The sequence below is a fragment of the Kitasatospora sp. NPDC004531 genome (genome assembly GCF_053602195.1).
Map to the genome: position 1 here is coordinate 1 of NZ_JBSGDD010000032.1, position 21007 is coordinate 21007.

At 72.9% G+C, this 21007-nt stretch carries 16 protein-coding genes; 9 read left to right on the top strand and 7 right to left on the bottom strand.

Annotated elements, in window-relative coordinates; all coding sequences use genetic code 11:
• Positions 1-409: 409 nt before the first annotated feature.
• Complete coding sequence (locus tag ACWEMJ_RS15670) at positions 410-2485, top strand: MMPL family transporter (protein ID WP_452137583.1); 2076 nt, start codon at positions 410-412, stop codon at positions 2483-2485.
• 9 nt (positions 2486-2494) lie between these two features.
• Positions 2495-3139, top strand: a complete 645-nt coding sequence (locus tag ACWEMJ_RS15675; protein ID WP_452137584.1) for an MBL fold metallo-hydrolase — start codon at positions 2495-2497, stop codon at positions 3137-3139.
• A 69-nt stretch (positions 3140-3208) separates the two neighbouring features.
• Here ACWEMJ_RS15675 and ACWEMJ_RS15680 read toward each other — a convergent pair whose 3' ends face one another.
• On the bottom strand, positions 3209-4093 hold the full coding sequence (locus tag ACWEMJ_RS15680; protein ID WP_452137585.1) for an alkaline phosphatase family protein: 885 nt from the start codon (positions 4091-4093) through the stop codon (positions 3209-3211).
• Positions 4094-4313: 220 nt separating this feature from the next.
• On the opposite strand from ACWEMJ_RS15680, the gene coaE reads away from it, so the two are divergent.
• The 5 genes from coaE (at position 4314) to ACWEMJ_RS15705 (ending at position 10432) form a co-directional block, all read left to right on the top strand.
• Positions 4314-4910: a dephospho-CoA kinase gene (gene coaE, locus ACWEMJ_RS15685; RefSeq protein WP_452137586.1), complete on the top strand. Its 597-nt coding sequence runs from the start codon at positions 4314-4316 to the stop codon at positions 4908-4910.
• Positions 4911-5111: 201 nt separating this feature from the next.
• Positions 5112-6341, top strand: a complete 1230-nt coding sequence (locus ACWEMJ_RS15690) for a helix-turn-helix domain-containing protein (protein ID WP_452137587.1) — start codon at positions 5112-5114, stop codon at positions 6339-6341.
• 55 nt (positions 6342-6396) lie between these two features.
• Positions 6397-7143 (top strand): toll/interleukin-1 receptor domain-containing protein, encoded by a 747-nt coding sequence (locus ACWEMJ_RS15695; RefSeq protein WP_452137588.1) that lies wholly within the window; start codon positions 6397-6399, stop codon positions 7141-7143.
• Positions 7140-9101 (top strand): hypothetical protein, encoded by a 1962-nt coding sequence (locus ACWEMJ_RS15700; RefSeq protein ID WP_452137589.1) that lies wholly within the window; start codon positions 7140-7142, stop codon positions 9099-9101. The genes ACWEMJ_RS15695 and ACWEMJ_RS15700 overlap by 4 nt, the downstream gene beginning before the upstream one ends.
• Positions 9102-9202: 101 nt before the next feature.
• Positions 9203-10432: a hypothetical protein gene (locus ACWEMJ_RS15705; protein ID WP_452137590.1), complete on the top strand. Its 1230-nt coding sequence runs from the start codon at positions 9203-9205 to the stop codon at positions 10430-10432.
• Positions 10433-10479: 47 nt separating this feature from the next.
• Here ACWEMJ_RS15705 and ACWEMJ_RS15710 read toward each other — a convergent pair whose 3' ends face one another.
• From ACWEMJ_RS15710 to soxR, 3 genes are all read right to left on the bottom strand, one after another.
• Positions 10480-11310, bottom strand: a complete 831-nt coding sequence (locus ACWEMJ_RS15710; protein ID WP_452137591.1) for a sulfurtransferase — start codon at positions 11308-11310, stop codon at positions 10480-10482.
• Between the two features lie 66 nt (positions 11311-11376).
• Positions 11377-12228, bottom strand: a complete 852-nt coding sequence (locus ACWEMJ_RS15715) for an SAM-dependent methyltransferase (protein WP_452137592.1) — start codon at positions 12226-12228, stop codon at positions 11377-11379.
• A gap of 98 nt (positions 12229-12326) precedes the next feature.
• On the bottom strand, positions 12327-12836 hold the full coding sequence (soxR, locus tag ACWEMJ_RS15720) for a redox-sensitive transcriptional activator SoxR (protein ID WP_452137593.1): 510 nt from the start codon (positions 12834-12836) through the stop codon (positions 12327-12329).
• 65 nt (positions 12837-12901) lie between these two features.
• Between soxR and ACWEMJ_RS15725 the strand changes: the two genes are divergently transcribed.
• Both ACWEMJ_RS15725 and ACWEMJ_RS15730 read left to right on the top strand, forming a co-directional pair.
• Complete coding sequence (locus tag ACWEMJ_RS15725) at positions 12902-13633, top strand: thiamine pyrophosphate-dependent enzyme (protein ID WP_452137594.1); 732 nt, start codon at positions 12902-12904, stop codon at positions 13631-13633.
• A gap of 74 nt (positions 13634-13707) precedes the next feature.
• Positions 13708-14613: a transketolase family protein gene (locus tag ACWEMJ_RS15730; RefSeq protein ID WP_452137595.1), complete on the top strand. Its 906-nt coding sequence runs from the start codon at positions 13708-13710 to the stop codon at positions 14611-14613.
• A 63-nt stretch (positions 14614-14676) separates the two neighbouring features.
• Here ACWEMJ_RS15730 and treZ read toward each other — a convergent pair whose 3' ends face one another.
• The 3 genes from treZ to glgX all read right to left on the bottom strand — a co-directional run bounded on the left by treZ (position 14677) and on the right by glgX (position 20988).
• Positions 14677-16410, bottom strand: coding sequence for a malto-oligosyltrehalose trehalohydrolase (gene treZ / locus ACWEMJ_RS15735; RefSeq protein ID WP_452137632.1), 1734 nt, complete (start codon positions 16408-16410; stop codon positions 14677-14679).
• Positions 16410-18785 carry a malto-oligosyltrehalose synthase gene (gene treY / locus ACWEMJ_RS15740; RefSeq protein WP_452137596.1) on the bottom strand — a complete coding sequence of 792 codons (2376 nt, stop codon included), beginning with the start codon at positions 18783-18785 and terminating at the stop codon, positions 16410-16412. Before treY ends, treZ begins: the two co-directional genes overlap by 1 nt.
• A 79-nt stretch (positions 18786-18864) precedes the next feature.
• A complete protein-coding gene (gene glgX / locus ACWEMJ_RS15745; RefSeq protein WP_452137597.1) occupies positions 18865-20988 on the bottom strand; it encodes a glycogen debranching protein GlgX in 2124 nt (707 codons plus the stop codon).
• Positions 20989-21007 lie beyond the last annotated feature (19 nt).

A 21007-nucleotide genomic window follows, 5' to 3' on the forward strand; every position in this document is an offset into this window, starting at 1 on the left:
CGCACCGCGCAGCGCACCGTTCGGCTCGCCGCCCGTTGCGCAGTGCGTTTCGCGGGTGGGTGCTCGGGTGGGTGGGTGGGCGCTGCCAACAGCAAGCCCCCACGAAGCGCCGCGCACCGCTCCGCTCGCCGTCGCGCCGTAGCGCTTGTGGGTGGGAGCGGGGGAGCTTAAGTGGCGTTTATGTGAAGGGAATTGTGAGATGAGGCTCATCGTCCGCCTATAGGACGTTCGGGAGGTGACGCATACCTTGGGGTGAGTTGTCCGAAAGGCTCCCGGCATGCGCAGCTCTCGCTCCATCGCAGTGGCAGAGGTCCAGGTTTCCCAGGTTCGTGGTCGGTTGGCCGCGCTTGGGCGAGTGTGTTTTCGGCATCGGCGGTGGGTGCTGGGGGCGTGGGCCGCGGTGCTCGTCGTGGGGGTGCTGATCGGCGGGCGGGTGTTCGAGGGGTCGGTGGCGGGGACCGGCGGGGGCGGGTCGGAGTCGGCTCGGGGTGCGGCGGTCGTGCAGGCCGCGGATCCGGTGCAGGGCACGGTGACGGCGGTGGTGGACGGGCCGCCGGTGGCGAGTGAGGGCGTCAAGGCGGCCGTGCGGCAGGCGAGTTCGGAGGTCGCGAAGCTGCCGGGCGTGGTCTCGGTGGCGGACACCTACTCGACGGGCGGGCAGCTGACCGCCGACGACGGCCGGGCGTCGCTGGTGAACGTGCGGATCGCGGACGGGGCGTCGGCGAAGCAGCTGAAGGCCGTCACGGACCGCCTGGAGCAGATCACGGCGGACGGCGCGCACACGCTCGTCGGCGGTGACCTGGTGCTGCAGCAGGAGGTCAAGGACCAGACCGCGCGGGACACCCGTTTCGGGGAGATCGTGACGCTGCCGTTGACGCTGATCGTGATGGTGCTGGTGTTCGGCGGGCTGGCCGCGGCGGGCCTGCCGGGGATCGGCGCGGTGGCGTCGGTGGGCGGCGCGCTGCTGGCGATGTTCGGGTTCAGCCGGATCATGGACATCGACACCAGCGTGCTGCCGATCGCGACGGTGCTGGGCCTGGGCCTGTCGATCGACTACGCGCTGCTGATGGTGAACCGGTTCCGCGAGGAGCGCGGCCACGGCGCGACGATCGCGCAGGCGGTGGAGCGGATGTCGGCGACGGCCGGCCGGACGGTGGGCTTCTCGGGCCTGACGGTGGCGGTGGCGCTGAGCGGCCTGTTCGTGTTCACCAGCCCGGTGTTCCGGGCGGTCGCGGCGGCGGGCGTGAGCGTGGTGGTGATCGCGGTGGCGGCGGCGTTGACGCTGGTGCCGGCGCTGCTGGGCTTCATGGGCCGGCGGATCAAGGCGCCGAGCGCGCCCGTCCCGGACGAGGGGTTCTTCTCGCGGACGGTGCGCCGGGTGCAGCGGCGGGCAGTGCCGGTGATGCTGGCGTGCGTGGCGCTGCTGCTGGCGGCGGGGGCGCCGTTCCTGGGGTCGCACTTCCGCAACTCGGGCGCCGACGTGCTGCCGAAGAGCTTCGCGTCCCGGCAGGTCGCCGAGGCCGTGCAGGAACGTTTCCCGGCGCACGCCCCGGCCCCTGTGCAGGTGGTCGTCGCGGGCACCCCGGAGCAGGCGCAGCGCTACGCGAACACGGTGGTCTCGCACCTGCGGGACGTGGCGGGGGCGCGGGCCGTCACCCCCGTCTCCGGCGGCGTGCAGAGCATCGACGTGCTGGTGAAGGGCGACCCGCAGGGCGCGGAGGCCAAGCGGGTGGTCGCGCAGCTGCGCGAGCACCGGGGCGGCCTGGAGACGTACGTGACGGGGGACGCCGCGTCGCTGGTGGACTTCCAGCACGAGATCGGCTCGCGCGGCCCGTGGGCGGTCGGGCTGGTCGCGGCGGGGACGCTGGTGCTGCTGTTCATGATGACCGGCTCGGTGGTGCTGCCGGTCAAGGCGCTGCTGATGAACGTGCTGTCGCTGGGCGCGTCGCTGGGCGCGCTGACGCTGGTGTTCCAGCACGGGTACTTCAGCGGGCTGCTCGGCTTCACCCCGACCGGGGGCCTGGAGACGGTGATCCCGGTGCTGGTGTTCGCCTTCGCGTTCGGGCTGTCGATGGACTACGAGGTGTTCCTGCTGTCGCGGATCAAGGAGCTGCACGACCAGGGCCACGGCTGTCTGCGGTCGGTCGAGCTCGGCCTGCAGCGCAGCGGTCGGATCATCACTTCGGCCGCGCTGCTGATGGTGATCGTCTTCGCGGGGTTCGCCGTCGGGCAGATGCTCATGGTCAAGCAGATGGGCATCGCGCTGGCCGTCGCCGTCGCCGTGGACGCCACCCTGGTGCGCACCCTGCTGGTGCCCGCCACCATGTCGCTGTTCGGCCGGCTCAACTGGTGGGCGCCCGCGCCGCTGCGCCGCCTGCACCGGATCATCGGCCTCAGCGAGCACGTCGAACTGCCGCCGCTGCATCCCCCGGTGCTGCCCTCGCCGCGGCTGCCGCAGCAGCCGGGCCTGGTGGGTGCGTCCTAGGCTGGGGGCATGCGACTGACGAAGTTCGGCCACGCCTGCGTCCGGATCGAGCACGCGGAAGGGGCGGTGCTGATCGATCCCGGCATGTTCACCGCCCCCGACGCGGTGCGCGACGTGAACGCCCTGCTGATCACCCACGAGCACGCCGACCACTTTACCGAGCCCCTGGTGCGGGCCGCCGTCGAGGCCAACCCCGGGCTGCGGGTCTTCACCAACCGCTCGGTGGCCCGGCAGCTGGAAGGCATCGGCGCGCGCGTGACGGTGGTCGGCGACGGCGACGCGTTCGAGCTGGACGGGCTGCCGGTGACGGTGCACGGCGAGTGGCACGCCGAGATCCACCCCGACATCGAGCGGATCCCGAACATCGGCTTCCTGCTCGGCGGCCGGGCCTTCCACCCCGGCGACGCGCTCACCGTCCCGCCGGACACCGTCGACACCCTGCTGCTCCCGCTCGGCGCCCCCTGGCTGCGGGCCGGCGAGCTGGTCGACTACCTGCGCGACACCCGCCCCCGGCAGGCGGTGGCGATCCACGACGAGACCCTCAGCGAGGCCGGCCGCGCCGTCCACGGCCGCCTGCTCGGCCCGCAGGGGCCCGGCACCGGCGGCGTGGAGTACCGGACGCTGGCCGTCGGCGAGGCGCTCGACCTGGTCTGACCTCCCCGAGTCGGCTGCCCGGCAAGCCAGTTGCGGACGGCCGCTGGCAGGCCGCCCCGGTGGCGGAGGTCAGCGGACCGCAGCGGCGGGCACCGTGGTGAACGGGCGGCCGTCGAGCGTCCAGTGCGGGTCGGGGACGATCTCCAGCGCCGCGTACACGTGCGCCGCCACGTCGGTGTGGTGCAGCGGGCCGGCCGGTGCGCCCGGGGTGATGCCGGGGCCGTACGCGGCGATCCACGCGGTGCGCTCCAGTGCGCTGCGGCCGCCGTGGCCGCCCGCGTCCACGTGGCCGTGGTCGGTGACCACGATCACCGTCCACTCCTCGGCGGCGTACGTGGGCCGCTCGCGCACGGCGGCCAGCAGGCGGCCGAGGCGGGCGTCGGCGGTCTCGATCGAGCGGCGGTAGTCGGCGCCGCAGCCCCGGAAGTGCGCCGTCTCGTCGACCGCGCCGAGGTAGACGAAGGACGCCTGCGGGTCGTCGTCGGAGCGGGCGAGCACGTACTCGGCCTCGGCGGTGACCCGCTCGTCGCAGACCTCCCAGGCCTCGGGGGTGTCCTCCAGCGGCGCGATGTACGACAGCCGGCCGGGCGCGTTGAACAGCGGGCCGCCGTCGCGGGCCAGGAACAGCGGCTCCCAGCCGCCGACGGCGAAGGTGCGGCGGCGGTGGACCTTGGCCAGCCGGGTGGTGAAGTCCGGGAAGACGTCGAGCCGGTGGCCGCCGAAGTGGTTGCCGAGCACGCCGTGCTTGGCAACGCCGACCCCGGTGGCGATGGTCGCCCAGCACGGGCCGGACATCGTCGGCGTGGCGTCGTCCACCTCGACGCGGCCGAGGAAGCCGGCGGCGGCGACGGCGTCCAGGTGCGGGGTGCGCAGTTCGTTCAGCAGGTCGAGGCGGACGCCGTCGATGCCGACGACCAGGACCCGGCGCGGGCCGGCGGGCCAGTTGCTGGACACGGATGGTGCTCCGATCGTTCGAGCGCGGTGCGGGTGGTTCGGGCAGCTGTTCGGCACCCTAGCGGCCGAATCGGGCCCGCAGAGCTGTACGGACAACTTTTCCGGACGCCCCTTGGGCGGACCTCCCCGGAATTCCCGCGGAGTTCGCCGTCCGGCCGCCGCGCGTTCGCTCCGGGCGGGCCCCTCCGGACGACCCGGTACGGACCGGTAACCTGGCGGCATGCTGAGGATCGGACTGACGGGCGGCATCGGCGCGGGCAAGAGCGAGGTCTCCCGCCAACTGGCCGCACTGGGCGCGGTGATCATCGACTCGGATGTGATCGCCCGCGAGGTGGTCGCCCCCGGGACGCCCGGACTGGCCGCCGTGGTCGAGGAGTTCGGGCCCGAGGTGCTGCTGCCCGACGGCACCCTCGACCGCCCCGCCCTCGGCCGCGTCGTGTTCGCCGACCCGGACCGGCTGGCCGCCCTGAACGCCATCGTCCACCCCCTGGTCCGGGCCCGCTCCGCCGAACTGGAGGCCGCCGCCGGCCCCGACGCGATCGTGGTCCACGACGTCCCCCTGCTCGCCGAGAACAACCTCGCCCCGCTCTACGACCTCGTCGTCGTCATCGACGTCCCCGACGCCGAACGCCTGCGCCGCCTCACCGCCCTGCGCGGCATGCCCGAGGCCGAGGCCCGCGCCCGGATGGCCGCCCAGGCCACCCGCGAGGCCCGCCTCGCCGTCGCCGACCTGATCCTCGACAACAGCGGCGACCTCGCTCAACTCACCACCCGCGTCCAGCAGTTGTGGCACGACCTGGAGCAGCGCCGGTCCTGACGCGCAGTCGCGCGACTCTGCCTGCCTCGGAGGCTCGCTGCGAGCGGACTCCGGGGCAGGTGCTTTTGGCGACAGGAAACCCTTACAGAACGCCACCAGGCGAATGCGTCGCGTGCCAGACTTCTTCTCCAGGGGCCGGACGATGAGCCCCCGCTTCCCCGCCCTTCTCATGTGCGGGACGATTCCGGAGGAGATAGTGGCATGTCCATGTCGTTTTCGTTCGGTGCCGAACTGCGGCGCCTGCGCGAGGAGCGGAGGCTGTCGCTCGACGGTCTGGCCAGACGGCTGAACTACAGCAAGGGGTACCTCAGCAAGGTCGAGCGCGGTGAGCGGGTGGCGTCGATCGACCTCGCTCGCCGGTGTGACGCGGCCCTTGGTGCCGAGGGGAGGTTGTCCGGACTGGTCGAGGACCACGCCGAGGCCGGCAAGCAGGGGGTCACCGGACGTCGCGAGCTGATGGCTGCGGGCGCGGCGTCCCTGCTGGCACTGTCCGCGCCCGGACGTACTGCAGGGGCCCGCCTTCCAGCGGCCGCCGAGTTCACGCCGACAGCGCTGCTGCGGGAGGAGTACGACCGGGCCAGGCGACTAGGACAGTGCGTCGACCCCGTCGTGCTGCTGCCCCTGCTGGTGGAACAGGGGCGTACCACCGCGCGCATCGCGGCATCCACCGCCGGACGGACCAGGTCCGAGTTGCTCCTGCTGGCCTCTCGCTTTGCGGAGTTCACCGGCTGGATGGCGCAGGAGGCAGGAGACACCCGAGCGGCCCTCACGCACACCGCGGAGGCGGTGGACCTCGCGGAGGAAGCCGGCGACCTGCACCTCTCCTCGTACGCGCTGGTGCGCCGGGCATTGGTGACGTTCTACGACGGGGACGCGGCCCAGACCATCACACTGGCTGCCGGCGCGGCGGAGAACCGCAGGCTGCCGTACCGCATCAGGGGCCTTGCCGCCCAACGGGAAGCACAAGGCCATGCCTTGGCGGGGGATCACCTGAGCTGCATGCGGAGTCTCGATCTGGCACAGGAGTACCTGGTGTACGCCGCCGACGATGAACCGTCGGGCCCGGTCATCGGCACCAGCAACCTCGCCCACCCCGCCGCGATGGTCACCGGCTGGTGCCTGCACGACCTCGGCCGACCGCAGGAAGCAGCGGAGGTGCTGGACCGGGAGTGTGCACGCATCCCGGCGCACGCACTGCGGACCCGAACCCGCTACGGGCTGCGTCGGGCACTGGCCCACGCAGCCGCGGGTGAGGTCGAGCGGTCCTGCGTGGTCGCAGGTGAACTCGTCGGCATCGCCGGTGAGGTGAAGTCCGCCACCGTGGCCGCCGACGTGCGGCGGCTCGACCGCGAGCTGGGCCGCTTCCGCTCCCACCGGGCTGTCCGTGAGCTCCGGCCGGCCTTGCTCGAAGTCCTGACCGACTGCAGTTGATGAGCAGTCGAATGCGTCATCCATTCTGTTCGATCTTCAAAGGGGTCTTCCCGTCATGTCCGTGGTTTTCGTCAACTACCGCACAGGGGACGGCGACGGCATTGCCGCGCTGCTGGAGCACGAGCTGTCCGCCAGGTTCGGGACCGACCAGGTGTTCCGTGCGAGCAAGTCGATTGCGGCCGGCAGTCGCTTTCCCCGGGAACTGATCACTGCGGTGCGGCGGTGCCACGTCCTGCTCGCGGTGATCGGACCACGCTGGTTCGACCCGCGAACGCCCGGTGAGCGGCCCGCGGTGGAGGACCCGGCCGACTGGACGCGCCGAGAGATCATCGAGGCGTTCGAGAGCGGTGCCGTCGTGATCCCGATTCTGACCGACGCCCCGCGCTTCGACGCGAGCCAACTGCCCGCAGAGCTCGCCGAACTCGCCGACTGCCACTACCGCCGACTGGACACGCGGAACTCGCATGCGGACATCGCCCGGATCGGTGACGACCTCGCGGAGTTGGTGCCGGCGCTGGCCAAGCTCGACTCCCGGCGCGAAGCCCCCGAGGCGGGCCGGGAGCAGGACCGCGCCAACCAGGTGCGGATGCGGGACGGGGTCGGGGCCGTGGGCGGCGACCTGTCCGGAATGGTGATCAACTCGCCGCGCGGGCCGATCCACACGGGCAGCGGCAACCTGAACAGCGGGCCGCAGTTCAGCGGAGACGGTATGGGCGTCCAGTACGTCACGGGCGGCGACTTCAGCAACTCCCGGCAGCAGTTCGGAGGAACGGTCGGACGTGAGAGCGGCCGGGACAGGTGAGCACACCTGGCAGCATCCGGATCGACAGTCCCCAAGGGCCGGTCCACAACGGTCCCGGCGATCAGAACTTCTACATTCCCGCGAGCGAGTTCCTGCGTTCTCGGACCGAGCGGCTTCGCATCGCGGCGGACGACCGCCGCTGGCTCAGCCAACGGTTTGTGCCGCCCCGCAATCTGCACCAGGCCTTCGAGAGGCTGGCCAAACCGGGAGCCACCGTCCTGCTGACCGGTGAGCCGGGAGTCGGGCGGCGCGCCGCGGCGACCGTGCTCCTGCACGAACTGGACGGGGATGAAGGAAACTTTGAGGAACTTCCGCTGGAGCGCGACCCCGACGGCGAACTGGACATCGGGCCCGGCGATCGGCTGCTCCTCGATCTGTCGTCGATTGCGGTACAGGACGCCCGGGCCGCGTGTGAGCTGCTCGGTGTCTACCGCTCGGCGACGGAGCGCACAGGCGCGAGGCTGGTCGTGATTCTGTCTCCGGGGTTGGAACGCTCGCTGGCCCCGGAGCTCCAGCCCTATCTCGTCAGGATCGAACGGCCTCGCGGCATCGCCGTGTTGGTGCGCCACCTTCGCTCGAACGAGATTCCTTTCAGATCGGAGGACCTGAGGAACCCAGGACTTCCGAAGCTCAGGGACCTTCTGGCGAGTTCCCCGATGCGGGACATCGCCCGGCTGGCCCGGAGCATCAGTGAGGCCAGGGCGAGCCGTCGACATGGAACTACCTTTGCGGAGTGGTGTGCGGCGGCACTGCCGACAGTCACCGACTGGGCGGACGAGGTCGCGCAGCAGGTCCACGAGTTGACCGACGGTAGGGAACGCGCCCTGCTGCTGGCCGGGGCGATGCTCGACGGCGCCCCGATGGACACCGCAGTCGTGGGGGCCGAGCGACTGGTCCGGCTGGTTCGCCACCCGGTCGAGAGTGAATCGGCCCTGGCCGGACCGGATCTCCTGGTGCAGCTCCGCGCCTTGCAGATGACACGGAACCAGTACGGACGGCTCGACTTCGATCGGCTGTCCTACAGCGGTGCGGTGCGGTCGCACTTCTGGACCTACTTTCCTGGCCTGCGCGAGCACCTGGCGGAGTGGATGGCCGAGGCGGTCCGGCTGCCGGGGCTCGGCCTGGCGGAGCGTCGGGAGCTGGTGATCCGCTTCGCCGAACAGGCCCTCGCGGTCGAACGCCCCGACGATCTTTGGAAGCTCGCCGAACGGTGGACCTCCGGCACCGGCCGGGCGCTGCCGGCCGAGGCCGCGTTGCTGATCGCGCAAGGGCTTGAGCACGAGAAGTACGGCCCCGCCACTCGAAAGCAGATCTACCAGCGGGCCACATTCGGCCAGTTGACGCCGCAGCTGGCCGAGTCGCTGACTGATGTCTGCCGTCACGTGCTGGCCGCGACCCACCCGGATCTCGCGCTGACCCGCCTGTACCACTTGTCGAGTCGCCACGGGGTGGCAGACGCGACCGACGCGGTGCTCGAACTGGCCAGGGGCGACCGGCGCCTGTTCCGACATCTGCACGAGAGGATCTTCTTCGGTGGCCGCCCGGAGCCGAAGTACGGATACCGGCTCCTGATTGCCCTGCTCGACCCCTCATTCCTGCGGATCAATCCGACCACCGCCGAGTTGGAGCTGGTCTGGCGCCGGGTCCTGACGGGACTTGATCGGACCCGCTGGGCACCAGTGGTGCGCAGTTGGCTGGTTGCCGCTGCGCTGAGGCCCGGCTGGGAGCATGCTCCGGAGGTCGTGACCCAGGCGGCCGGTGGCCGGACCGGGCTTCTCAACCAGCTGTACCTGACGGCCCTGGAATGGCAACGGACCGGACCGGGCAGCCCGCCGGTGTCCGACGATGCCCGCTTGGCTGTTGCCGCGCGCTTCTGGCGTTCGATCGACCGTGCCCAAGGCATGGACGAGCACCACTACAAAGACACCCAATCCACGTATTCCTGGGAGGCCTCGTGAGGCACCGCAGCATGGGTCAAGCGTTCCTTGCCGTAGTCGTCGGAGGCCTGCTGCCGGTCCTCTGCGGGTGGAAGCTGCACTGGCCGGTCTGGCTCTGGGTCATGGTGAGCATCACCTCGATGGCCTCGGTGGGCCTGTTCTTGGTGGTCAGGGTGCAGCAGGAACCGGCGCCGCAGGAGCGGGCACCGCAGCCGCCGATCGAGTACCGCCCGCCGCAGCCCGAACCGCCCGTCGAACCGCCGTTCCACGAGACGAGGTTGGAGAACCTGCTCCTGCCGAGCTGTGTGCCGGACTACGACTTCCGGTTCTCGGCCACCGTTCGGTGGCGGCCGTCCCGGGCGTACCAGACGTCGGCGCCTTTTGGCATGGAGGCGGTGGCCACTGACACGATCGTGACTCGGGCCCGGCAGATTGCCGCAGGAGAACATCCGTCCCGGACCGACCTGGCAGCCTTCCGGCTCAACGGGGCTCTCGGTGCTCAGGTGCACGACAGTTCTGGCATGGTCGCCGTCATGGCCGCAGCGGTAACGGTCACCGTGACCGAGGAGGATCGAGCCAGGCTGGAGAACCTGGCCATGCTGCGGAAGGCCGAGGAGACCTGGGAACACCAGCGGCAGTACGAACGCAGTCGGTGCGCCTATGTGGGCGGCGAGGTCCTGAAGTCGACCGGTTCGGCGGTGGTGTGGTGGCTGTCCCGTCACGAGGAGGACATCGAGGGGGCCGTCAGCCTGATCGGCCCGTTGGCCGAACTGGCCGCAGCCGCCAATGACACCGAGGTGCCGGAGGTCTTCCGCCGCTACGTCGAGCACCGGCCCGGCGAGACCGAGGATCTGCTGGCGGACCCGGCGTCGGACGCGGAATTCGCCGAGCAGTTGAGGCAGGAGTCGCGGGTCGGCTCCGGGGCCGGCGGTGAGGACTCGGCCCTGCGGCAGGATGAAGAGCCCGTGGACTCGCCGGGCCGAGTGCCGCATCCCGCCTCCAGTGCCGACAGCAACGACTCGGCGGCCCGGAATGTGGCGGACCTGATGAACAATCTGGGGCTCAACCTCGACAGCGACAGTGGCCAGGTGTGGCTCCACCGGGTCAAGCGTGCCACCGAGCAGGCAGTTCAGGCCGACACTGAGGATTCGCGCACGGACAGCGACAGTGCCGGGCCTGTGTACCCGCCCAGGCCCGTATTCGTTGCCGGGCCCGACTACGTTGCCGGGCCTGCCGATGCCACCGAGCCCGATCGGTCCGACCCGGGAACGGATCACCGCGAGACGTCTCCGCTGTTCGGTTCGGTGCCGCCTGGCGGGCACGTGCCCCCGCAGGGGCCGGCAGGAGAGTGAGTTCCGTCGGCCCCGGGCGCGCATTGCTCGGGGCCGGTTCTTGCCTGTCAGTCCCCGGTGGCCGTCGGGAGGGTGGTCTCCGGGCGGCCCCAGTCGGACCAGGAGCCGTCGTAGACGGTGGGGGTGGGGTGGGTGGTGAGGTGGGCGGCGAAGGCGAGGATGCAGGCGGTGACGCCGGAGCCGCAGGTGGTGACGAGGCGGGGGCGGGAGGCGGTGGCGGCGGCGAGGCGGGCGCGGAGCTCGGGGAGGGGGAGGTAGCGGCCGTCGGGGGTGAGGAGTTCGGCGAAGGGGAGGTTCGCCGAGCCGGGGAGGTGGCCGCGGCGCAGCCCGGCGCGGGGTTCGGGGGCGTCGCCGGTGAAGCGCTCGCGGGAGCGGGCGTCCAGCACGGTGGTGTCGGGGTCGGCGAGGGCGGCGGCCACGGCGGCCCGGTCGGCGAACAGGCCGGGGCGCGGGCGGGCGGTGAAGTCGCCGGGGGAGAAGGGGAGTTGATCGGCGGTGACGGGGTGCCCGGCGGCCTGCCAGGCGGGCAGTCCGCCGTCCAGGACGGCGGCCCGGTCGAAGCCCATGGCGCGCAGCATCCACCAGGCGCGCGGGGCGGAGTAGATCCCGGCGCCGTCGTAGACGACCGCGGTGGAGCGGTCGTTGACGCCCAGGGCGCGCAGTTCGCGCTGGAAGTCGGCGGCCGACGGCATGGTGTGCGGCAGTTCGGAGCCGGCGTCGGACAGCGGCCCGTCGATGTCGAACGCCCGCGCGCCGGGGATGCGGTGGGCGGCGTGGCGGTGGGCGCCGATGCTCGCGTCGAGGACGACCAGGTCGGGGTCGTCGAGGCGGTCGGCCAGCCAGCAGGGGTCGACCAGGGGCGGCGGCAGTGCGGTCACGGCGGGCTCCGTCCGGGTGAGGGAGAGCCCATGATCGCACCGCCGCCGGTGCGCGGCGGCCGCGCGTCAGGGCTTGCGGGCGACGCCGGCCCAGATGGCGACCTGACCGTCGGTGTCCTGCGGGGCCTGGTCGGGACGCCACTGCGGGGCGGTGACCAGGCCGGGTTCGAGGAGCTCCAGGCCGTCGAAGAAGCGCAGCACCTGCGCGCGGCTGCGCATGGTGAGCTGCGCGGTCGCGGAGCGGTAGATCGCCGGGCCCTTCGAGGCCTCCGCCGGGTCGATGAAGTCCGCGGTGGCGTGCGAGAGCGCCAGGTGGCTGCCGGAGGGCAGGGCGTCGACCAGGGTGCGGACGATGGTGTACGGGTCGTCGGCCTCGTCGATGAAGTGCAGGATCGCGAACAGCATCAGCGCGACCGGCCGGTCGAGGTCGAGCAGGTCGCGGACGGCGGGGTCGGCGAGGATCGCCTTCGGGTCGCGCAGGTCGGCCTGCAGGACGCTGACGCTGCCCTGCTCGGCGCCGGCCAGCAGGGCGCGGCCGTGCACCAGCACGATCGGGTCGTTGTCCAGGTAGGCGACCCGGGCGGCGGGGTCGACGGCCTGGGCGATCTCGTGGGTGTTGCCCGCGGTGGGAATGCCGGTGCCGATGTCGAGGAACTGGCGGACGCCCTGCTCGGCGGCGAGGACGCGCACCGCGCGCTGCAGGAAGGCCCGGTTGGCGAGCGCGCTGATCCGCACCAGCGGACTGAGCGCCAGCACCTTCTCGGCGGCGGCCCGGTCGGCGGGGAAGTTGTCCTTGCCGCCCAGGTAGTAGTCGTACATCCGGGCCGGGTGCGGCACCTCCGGCCGCAGCTCGGCGGACGGCGGCGGCGCCTGTTCGCCCGACATCCAGTCGAGCGAGATCTCCTGATGATCGGTCATGTCCGGCCCCCCGTCGGTGGAACGCGCTTTCGGGGGCAGCATAGACGGCGGGGAAACCCGTTCGACGACGGATGGCCGAATCCGGCCGTCCGGCAACGCTAGCGGCCCGGTCCGACAGTCGGGTCGGGGGCGTCGGCGGGCTCGGGGCCGTCGTCCGGGTCGCGGGTCAGCAGGTAGCGGGCGCCCGGCCCGGCGGCGCCGGCGCGGTCGCCCGCGTTGTACAGCGCGCAGCGGCTCAGGGACAGGCAGCCGCAGCCGATGCAGCCCGTCAACTTGGCCTTCATCAGCTGGAGTTCGGCGATCTGCCGGTCGATGCGGTGCTGCCAGGCGCCGGCCACGGTGTGCCAGTCCTTGGGCGTGGGCGCGCGGTCCTCGGGCAGCCGGGCGAGCGCGGTGCGGACTTCGTCCAGCGACAGGCCGACCTGCTGCGCGGCCCGGACGAAGGCGATCCGGCGCAGCGCGGAGCGCGGGTAGCGGCGCTGGTTGCCGGTGGTGCGTTCGGCGTGGATCAGGCCGAGGCTCTCGTAGTAGCGCAGCGCGGAGGTGGCGAGGCCGCTGCGCTCGGCGAGCTGGCCGATGGTGAGGCGGTCGTGCCGGGAGGGCGTCATGGCCCGGAACACTACCGCCGAACACCCTTGACTTGAAGTGAGCTTGAAGTTGGATCCTCGTAGGCATGACGAGCGAAGCAACGCACACTCCGCGCAGCGACACCGACCCGAAGCCGCCCATCCCGGGCTTCGCCGACCTGCCGGGGCTGATCTCGCTGATGACCGGCGACGAGAAGCACTCCCCGGCCGCGACCTCCACCCTGGACGCCCTCTGGGTGCTGTACGACCGCGTCCTCAAGGTCGGCCCGGCCACCGCGGACGCGCCCGACCGGGACCGCTTCCTGCTGTCCAAGGGCCACGGCCCGATGGCGTACTACGCGGTGCTGGCCGCGAAGGGCTTCTTCCCGGTGGAGCTGCTGTCCAGCTTCGGGGCGTACGACTCGCCGCTCGGCCACCACCCGGACCGGCTGCTGGTGCCCGGCGCGGAGATCGGCTCCGGCTCGCTGGGCCACGGCCTGCCGCTGGCCGTCGGCACCGCGCTCGGCCTGCGGGCGCAGGGCCTGGACGGTCCGGCGGTGTGGGTGCTGGTCGGGGACGCCGAGTTCGACGAGGGCAGCAACCACGAGGCGGTGGCGTTCGCCGGCGCGTACGGCCTGGAGCGACTGCACGTCGTGGTGATCGACAACTCCTCGGCCACGCACGGCTGGAGCGGCGGCATCGCAGCCCGGTTCGCCGGCGAGGGCTGGTCCACGGCCACCGTGGACGGCCGCGACCACGAGGAGCTGCACCGGGCGTTCACCACCCCGCACCCGGGCCGCCCGCACGTGGTGGTGGCCCGCGTCGAACCCAAGAACTGACCACTCCGGACCCGCCCCACCCGAGCCCGCCCCCACCCAAGCCCGAGCACAGCCGAGAGCGGAGACAACAGGCCATGACCACCCAGGAGTTCACCATGCGCGACCAGTTCGCGCTGACCACCGCCGACCTGCTCGACCGGGACCCGCGCACCGCCCTGGTGCTCGCCGACATCGGCGCCGCCCAGTTCCCGGAGTCGGCCCGCGCCCACCCCGACCGGGTGGTGAACGTCGGCATCCGCGAGCAGCTGCTGATCGGCGTCGCCGGCGGCCTGGCGCTGACCGGCATGCGGCCGATCGCGCACACCTTCGCCAGCTTCCTGATCGAGCGCCCCTTCGAACAGGTGAAGCTGGACCTGAACCACCAGGGCGTCGGCGCGGTGCTGGTCAGCGCCGCCGGCTCGTACGACTGGCCGGCCGGCGGCCGCACCCACATGGCGCCCGGCGACGTCGCCCTGCTGGACACCCTGCCCGACTGGAACGTGCACGTCCCCGGCCACCCCGCCGAGGCCGACCTGCTGCTGCGCCACGCCGTCGCGGACGGCGACAGCCTGCAGTACGTGCGGCTGTCCGTCCACCAGAACCGCGAGGCGCGGCCGGTCGTCCCCGGGAAGTTCCTGACCGTCCGCGAGGGCAGCCGCGGCGTGGTGCTGGCCGTCGGCCCGATGCTGGACGCGGTGCTGGAGGCCACCGAGACGCTGGACGTGACGGTGCTGTACGCGGCCACCGTGCGGCCGTTCGACGCGGCGGGCCTGCGGGCGGCGATCGGCGGCCGGGCCGACGTGGTGCTGGTGGAGCCGTACCTGGCGGGCACCTCGGAGCGCGAGGCGCACCGCGCGCTGGAGCAGCTGCCGCACCGCGTCCTGGCCCTGGGCGTGCCGGTGGCCGAGCACCGGCACTACGGCTCGCTGCCCGAGCACCTGGCGGCCTACGGCCTGGACGCGGCCCACCTGCACAACAGGATCGCCAGCTTCCTGTGGTGAGCCCGGCCTGTGGCGGGCCCGGCCGGCGGCGGGCTCAGGCGGCGGGCTCAGGCGGCGGCGGGCTCAGGTGGTGCGGACGATCGCCACGGCGTCCGGCCCGAGCAGCGCCGCGCCGTTCGTCCCGGCCCGCACCTCGCCGAACGAGGCCTCCAGCGCGGCGAGTTCGCCCTCCAGCGGGACGGCGACGGGCTGTTCGCCGCCGATCCTGGCCAGCACCCGGTAGCGCCCCCGGTGCACGGCCAGCCAGCCCGCCGCCGCGTCGTGCCGCACCCGCACCGCCGCCAGGTCGCCGGCCATCAGCTCCGGCGCGGCACGCCGCAGCCGGATCAACTCCCGGTACCAGGACAGCAGTTCGGCGTGCGGGGCGCGCCCCGGCTCGGTCCAGTCCAGGGTGGAGGCGCGCACCGTGGCCGGATCCTGCGGGTCGGGGACGTCCTCGGCGCGCCAGCCGTGCTCGGCGAACTCCCGGCGCCGGCCCTGCCGGACGGCCTCGGCGAGCTGCGGGTCGGTGTGGTCGGTGAAGTACCGCCAGGGCGTGGACGCCCCCCACTCCTCGCCCATGAACAGCATCGGCGTGAACGGGGAGGTCAGCACCAGGGCCGCCGCCACCGCCAGCCGGCCCGGCGGCAGCGCGGCCGACAGCCGGTCGCCGGTGGCCCGGTTGCCGATCTGGTCGTGGGTCTGCGCGTAGCCCAGCAGCCGGTGCCCGTGCGCGGCGGGGAACGGCCGGCCGTGCGAGCGGCCCCGGAACGAGGACCGGCTGCCGTCGTGGAAGAACCCGCCGGTGAGGGTCTTGCCGAGGGCCGCCCACGGGTCGGCCGCGAAGTCCGCGTAGTAGCCCTGGCCCTCGCCGGTCAGCAGCGCGTGCAGGGCGTGGTGGAAGTCGTCGCTCCACTGCGCGGTCAGGCCCGTCCCGCCCGCGTCCCGGGGCGTGGTGGTGCGCGGATCGTTCACGTCCGACTCGGCGACCAGGAACAGCGGCCGGCCGGCCGCCTGCGCCAACTCGTCGACGGAGGCGGCGAGTTCCTCCAGGAACGGCAGCGCCCGCCCGTCCGCCAGGGTGTGCACGGCGTCCAGCCGCAGCCCGTCGATCCGGTAGTCGCGCAGCCAGGCCAGCGCGCTGCCGATCAGGTACGCCCGCACCTCGTCGGAGCCCGGCGCGTCCAGGTTCACCGCCGAGCCCCAGGGTGTCTGGTGCCGGTCGGTGAAGTACGGGCCGAAGCGCGGCAGGTGGTTGCCGGACGGGCCGAGGTGGTTGTGCACCACGTCGAGGATCACGCCCAGGCCGCGCAGGTGCGCCGCGTCCACGAGGCGCTTCAACCCGTCGGGGCCGCCGTACGGCTCGTGCACCGCCCATGGCGCCACCCCGTCGTAGCCCCAGCCGTGCCGGCCCGGGAACGGGCAGACCGGCATCAACTCGACGAAGTCCACGCCGAGTTCGACCAGGTGGTCGAGGCGGGCGGCGGCCGCGTCGAAGGTGCCCTCCGGGGTGAAGGTGCCCACGTGCAGCTCGTACACCACGGCGCCCGGCAGCGGACGGCCCCGCCAGGCCGTCTCGGACCACTCGAACGCGGCGTGGTCGACGGGACGACTCGGGCCGTCCGGCCCGAACGGCTGGCGGGGCGAGCGCGGATCGGGCAGCGCCGGGCCGCCGTTCAGCCGGAAGCCGTAGTCGCCGTCCGGCCCGTCGCCCTGCCACCAGCCCGGCTGCGCCGGATCGCGCTCCAGCAGGTACGGGATCGCCCCGACCTCCACCTCCACCACCTTGGCCGCAGGCGCCCACACCCGGTATCGCATCATTCCCCCTCCACCAGCAGCGCCACCGGCAACTGCTGGAACAGATACGTGAGTTCGACCGGGCCGCCGGTGAAGCGCCGGCCCGTCAGCCGGTCCGTCCAGCGGCCCGGCGGCAGCTCCAGCAGGGTGCCGCGCCAGCCCCCCGCCCGGTGCAGACCGTACGGCAGGCGGGTCGCCGCGCCCAGCACCCGCCCGCCCCGGACGAACGCCACCAGGTGCTCGGCCGCCGGGCCCGCCGCCGACAACGGCCGGTGGTCGCCGAGCGGCCCGGAGCGGCGCAGGCGCAGGGCCGTGGCCGTCAGGTGCAGCTTCTCGCGGGCCAGGTCGCCCTCGCGCGGGGCGGCCGCGTCGGTCAGGCGCACCGCCGGCGCCGACAGGTCGACCGGCGCCCGGTTGTCCGGGTCGACCAGCGTGTACAGCGGCTCCTCGCCGCCCTGGAAGACGTCCGGCACGCCCGGCGCCAGCAGGTGCAGCAGCGCCGCCGACAGCGAGTTCACCCGGGCGAACGGCTCCAGCAGGCCGACGAACCCGGCGATCCGCGGGCACAGGCCCGGGTTGGCGAGCGCGTCGCGCGCGTACCGCGCCAGCCGCTGCTCGAACGCCTCGTCCGGCGCCGTCCAGGAGGTGTGCCGCTTCGCCTCCCGCACCGACTTCAGCAGCACGCCCAGCAGCCGCTCCTCGGACAGCGGCCAGCCCGCCAGCAGGGTCTGCCACAGCAGCCACGCCGAGGCCCGGTCCGGGCACGGGCCGGCCGCCACCGTCCAGGCCGCGCACTCCGCCGCCCAGGCCTCCGGCAGCTCCGCGAGCACCGCGAGCCGGGCCCGGGCGTCCGCGCTGCGCTTGGTGTCGTGCGTGGACAGCGCCGTCATCGCCTGCGGCCACTCCCGCTGCCGCTGCTCGCACCAGCGGTGGAACTCCGCCGGGGAGACGCCCGGGTGCTCGGGGAGGCCGCCGACCTCGTTCAGCGACAGCAGCGCGTTGAACCGGTAGAACGCGGTGTCCTCGACGCCCTTGGCGGCCACCGCCGAGGCGGTCTGGCCGAAGCGCAGGCAGAACTCGTCCTTCGCGGGGGAGCGGCCCAGCTCGCCGAGGGCCAGCCGGCGCACCAGCCGCTCGGTGTCGGTGGCGCCCTCGGGCGGGGCGAGCGCCGCCACCGCCTCGGCGGGGGCCGGCTCGCCCGGCACCACGTACGGCCGGTACACCGGGTACTCGGTGAGCAGGCCCTCCAACGCCCGGCGCACCGCCAGCGGCGAGTGGTCGGCCAGCTCCGGGCCGTCGGCGCAGATCCGCTCCACCAGGCGCGCCAGCCGGTCGGTCTCCGCCGACAGCGCCCCGTCCGGCGCGACCATCTCGGCCCGGCCGATCAGCGCCGTCGTCGCCGCGTCCGCCCGGTCGCCGACGTCGCGCCGGTAGGCCGCGGCCAGCCGCTCCGCGCCGAGGTGGTCGGTCAGCACCCCGTCGATGCGGCGCAGCGCGTCGTAGCCGGTGGTGCCCGCGCACGGCCAGTCGGCGGGCAGCCGCTCGTCGCCGGTGAGGATCTTCTCCACCACCGTGTACGCGCCGCCGGTGGCCTCCGCGAGCCGCCGCAGGTAGCCGCGCGGGTCGGCCAGCCCGTCCGGGTGGTCGATCCGGAAGCCGTCCAGGACGCCCTCGCGGTGCAGCCGCAGCAGCACCGCGTGCGTCGCCTCGAACACCTCCGGGACTTCCATCCGCACCGCGATCAGCTCGTTGACGGTGAAGAACCGCCGGTAGTTGACCTGCTCGTCGGCGAGCCGCCACCAGGCGAGCCGGTACCACTGGCGGGCCAGCAGCTCCGGCAGCGGCAGCCGCGCGGTGCCGGGGCGCAGCGGGAACGCGTGCTCGTGGTAGCGCAGCACCTCGCCGTCCACGGTGAGCGCGCCGAGTTCCGCGCCCAGCCGGTCGCCGAGCAGCGGCAGCAGCAGCCGGCCGCGCTCCGGGGCGTCCACCGGGCCGGGCTGGGCCGTCCAGTCGATGTCGAACCAGGCGGCGAACGGGTCGTCCGGGCCGTTCGCCAGCACCTGCCACAGCGGGCGGTTCAGCTGCTCGGGCACCGGCAGCGCCATGTGGTTGGGCACCACGTCGGCGATCAGGCCGAGGCCGCGCTGGTGGCAGGCGGCGGCCAGCTCGCGCAGCGCCGGCTCGCCGCCCAGCTGCTCGGCGACCCGGCCGTGGTCGACGGTGTCGTAGCCGTGCGTGGAGCCCGGCACGGCCTCCAGCAGCGGCGACAGGTGCAGGTGCGAGACGCCGAGCGCCGCCAGGTACGGCACCGCCCGGCGGGCGTCGTGCAGGGTGAACTCCGGCTGCAGCTGGAGCCGGTAGGTGGCCGTCGGAGGGCGCGCGGCGGCTGGCGTCATAACCCGATCCCTACCCGGACCGTCGGAGGCCTACCGCGCACTGCCTCGAACGGGTGGTTCCCGGGCGGGGCCGTCCGGCCTACGCGGGGCGCTGGAGCACCATCAGCGAGCGGTCCAGCAGCCGCAGGGTGTCGCCGGCCTTGGCGCGCGGCCCGGTGCCGGGGGCGGGCAGGGCGGGCAGCGAGGTGTCGACGACGACCTGCCAGGCCTCGCCGTGGCCGGCCGGGACGGTGAAGTCGATCGGCTCGGCGTGGGCGTTGAACATCAGCAGGAACGAATCGTCGACGATCTTGCCGCCGCGCCGGTCGGGCTCGGAGATGGCGTTGCCGTTCAGGAAGACCGTCAGCGACTTCGCGTAGCTGGTCGACCAGTCCTGCTCGGTCATCTCCTCGCCGCCCGGGGTGAACCAGGCGATGTCGGTCAGGGCGTCGTGGGTGCCGGAGACCGGGCGGCCGTGGAAGAAGCGGCGGCGGCGGAAGACCGGGTGGTCGCGGCGCAGCCAGATCATGCCCTGGGTGAACTCCAGCAGCCGGGTGTCGGCCCGCTCGCCGCCCGGGTCCGGCCAGGCCAGCCAGGTCAGCTCGTTGTCCTGGCAGTAGGCGTTGTTGTTGCCGCGCTGGGTGCGGCCCAGCTCGTCGCCGTGCGAGAGCATCGGCACGCCCTGCGAGAGCATCAGGGTGGCGATGAAGTTGCGCTGCTGGCGGGCCCGCAGTTCGAGCACCCCGGGGTCGGTGGTGTCGCCCTCCGCGCCGCAGTTCCACGAGCGGTTGAAGGACTCGCCGTCCCGGTTGTCCTCCCGGTTGGCCTCGTTGTGCTTGTCGTTGTACGAGACCAGGTCGCGCAGCGTGAAACCGTCGTGGCAGGTGACGAAGTTGATCGAGGCGATCGGGCGGCGGCCGTCGTCCTGGTACAGGTCGGAGGAGCCGGTCAGCCGGGAGCCGAACTCGGCCAGCGTGGCGGGCTCGCCGCGCCAGAAGTCGCGGACGGTGTCCCGGTACAGGCCGTTCCACTCCGTCCACAGCGGCGGGAAGTTGCCGACCTGGTAGCCGCCCTCGCCGAGGTCCCACGGCTCGGCGATCAGCTTGGCCTGGGAGACCACCGGGTCCTGCTGCACCAGGTCGAAGAACGAGGACAGCCGGTCCACCTCGTGGAACTGCCGGGCCAGCGTCGCCGCCAGGTCGAAGCGGAAGCCGTCCACGTGCATCTCGGTGACCCAGTACCGCAGCGAATCCATGATCATCTGAAGGACGTGCGGCGAGCGCATCAGCAGCGAGTTGCCGGTGCCGGTGGTGTCCTCGTAGAACCGCTGGTCCTTCGCCAGCCGGTAGTACGAGGCGTTGTCCAGGCCGCGGAAGGACAGCGTCGGCCCGAGGTGGTTGCCCTCCGCGGTGTGGTTGTACACCACGTCGAGGATCACCTCGATGCCCGCCGCGTGCAGCGCCTTCACCATCGACTTGAACTCCTGCACCTGGTGCCCGCGGTCGCCCGTCGAGGAGTACGAGGAGTGCGGGGCGAAGTAGCCGATCGTGTTGTAGCCCCAGTAGTTGGACAGCCCCAGGTCGCGCAGCCGGTGGTCGCGGACGAACTGGTGCACCGGCATCAGCTCGATCGCGGTGACGCCCAGCTTTGCCAGGTGCTCGATCACCGCCGGGTGCGCCAGGCCCGCGTACGTGCCGCGGATCTCCTCCGGGATGCCCGGGTGCAGCTTCGTCAGGCCCTTCACGTGCGCCTCGTACACCACCGTGCGGTGGTAGTCGGTGCGCGGCGGCCGGTCGGTGCCCCAGTCGAAGTACGGGTTGATCACCACCGAGTGCATGGTGTGCGGCGCCGAGTCCAGGTCGTTGCGGCGCTCCGGCGCGCCGAAGTGGTAGCCGTACACCGACTCGTCCCAGTCGATGTGGCCGCCCATCGCCTTCGCGTACGGGTCCAGCAGCAGCTTCGAGGCGTTGTGCCGCAGCCCCAGCCCCGGCTGGAACGGGCCGTGCACCCGGAACCCGTAGCGCTGGCCCGGCTGGACGCCCGGCAGGTACGCGTGCCGGACGAACGCGTCGGTCTCGCGCAGCTCCACCGCCGTCTCCGTGCCGTCCTCGGCGAGCAGGCAGAGCTCGATCCGGTCCGCGCTCTCGGAGAACACCGCGAAGTTCGTGCCCGCGCCGTCATAGGTGGCGCCGAGCGGGTAGGGCTGCCCCGGCCAGACCTGCATGTGTCCTCGACTCCCCAGT